The organism is Promicromonospora kroppenstedtii DSM 19349, assembly GCF_000515355.1.
Classification (GTDB): Bacteria; Actinomycetota; Actinomycetes; order Actinomycetales; family Cellulomonadaceae; genus Promicromonospora; species Promicromonospora kroppenstedtii.
In genome coordinates, this window is record NZ_KI911640.1 from 1,369 (window position 1) to 2,563 (window position 1,195).

At 75.6% G+C, this 1,195-nt stretch carries 2 protein-coding genes; one reads left to right on the forward strand and one right to left on the reverse strand.

All coding sequences use genetic code 11. The annotated features are described in order from the left end of the window. A partial coding sequence (locus PROKR_RS07490; RefSeq protein ID WP_036961449.1) for an AfsR/SARP family transcriptional regulator occupies positions 1-286 on the reverse strand: 286 nt, incomplete at its 3' end. Between the two features lie 97 nt (positions 287-383). Between PROKR_RS07490 and PROKR_RS34245 the strand changes: the two genes are divergently transcribed. Beyond that, the coding region (locus PROKR_RS34245) for a DUF5937 family protein (protein ID WP_051432764.1) at positions 384-1,195 on the forward strand (812 nt) is incomplete at its 3' end.

The window sequence follows — 1,195 nt, forward strand, 5'->3', positions numbered from 1 at the left end:
TGGACCGCACGACGTCCGGGCCCAGGGCACGCAACCGGGACACGAGGCTCTGCAGGGCCGCGCGTGGGTTGGCCGGCAGGTCCTCGCCCCACACCACGTCGACCAGGCGCTCCACGGTCACGGGCTCGCCCCGGCCCACGGCGAGCCCGGCCAGGAGGGAGCGGAGCCGGTCCGGCAGCCGCACCGGCTCGTCGCCGACCCGGACGGCGAACGGTCCCAGCAGGGCGACCGTGACCACGGGCCGGTCCCCGTCGTCTCCGTCGTCCCCGTCGTCCCCGTCGTCCACCCGGCCATCCTGCCGGGTCCGGACCGGACAGGAAAGCGCAGGTCGGACCGGGTGCGCCTGAAAGCGGTCTGAAACCGGCGCCGAGTGGAATGGCTGGATGCTACGCATCCACTTCACCACGCAGGACCTGCTGCGGGTACGGCTCGCCCCTGGGCCCGACCCGCTGTGGGAGGCGGTGCTGAGCGCGCACCAGATCAACGTCGCGCACGGCCCGCTCGTCTTCGGGCAGTGGCGCTCGCAGGTCGTGTCCGGGCTCACCCGGGAGGCGCGCTCCTACCTGGGGCTGACGCCGCCGCGCGGCTACACGCCCGACTTCCTCACGCCCGCGGGCGGGTCCACCGACTTCGGCGAGGGCCTGGACACGATGCTGAGCACGCCGTCGGCCCGGTTCCGGAACGAGCTGGAGCTGCTGAGCCGACGCCGCGAGGTGCCCCGCTGGGCCGCCGACCTGCACCGTTCGACGGTGGCCAGGCAGCGGCTGGGTGTGGCCGCCAAGGCGTTCCACGACCAGGCGCTGGCGCCGCACTGGACGGCGGTCCGCGGCGCCGTCGAGGCCGACGTAGCCGCCCGCGTCCGCACCCTGACCAGCGGCGGCACGCAGGCGCTCCTGGCGTCGGTGCACCCGACGATCACCTGGCGCGACCCGGTGCTGTGCGTCGACACCGCCGCGGACCGCGACGTGTACCTGGAGGGCCGGGGGCTCACCCTGCAGCCGGCGTTCTTCTGCTGGCGCGCCCCCATCTCGCTGGCCGACCCGGAGCTCCCGCCCGTGCTCGTCTACCCCGTGCCGCACGGGCTGTCCTGGCTCCAGCCGACCGGCGGCGGGCACCGCGAGCGGGTGCTCGCCGCGCTGCTGGGGCGTACTCGGGCCGCGGCGCTGTCCGCCCTGGCCTACGGCGCCAGCACGAG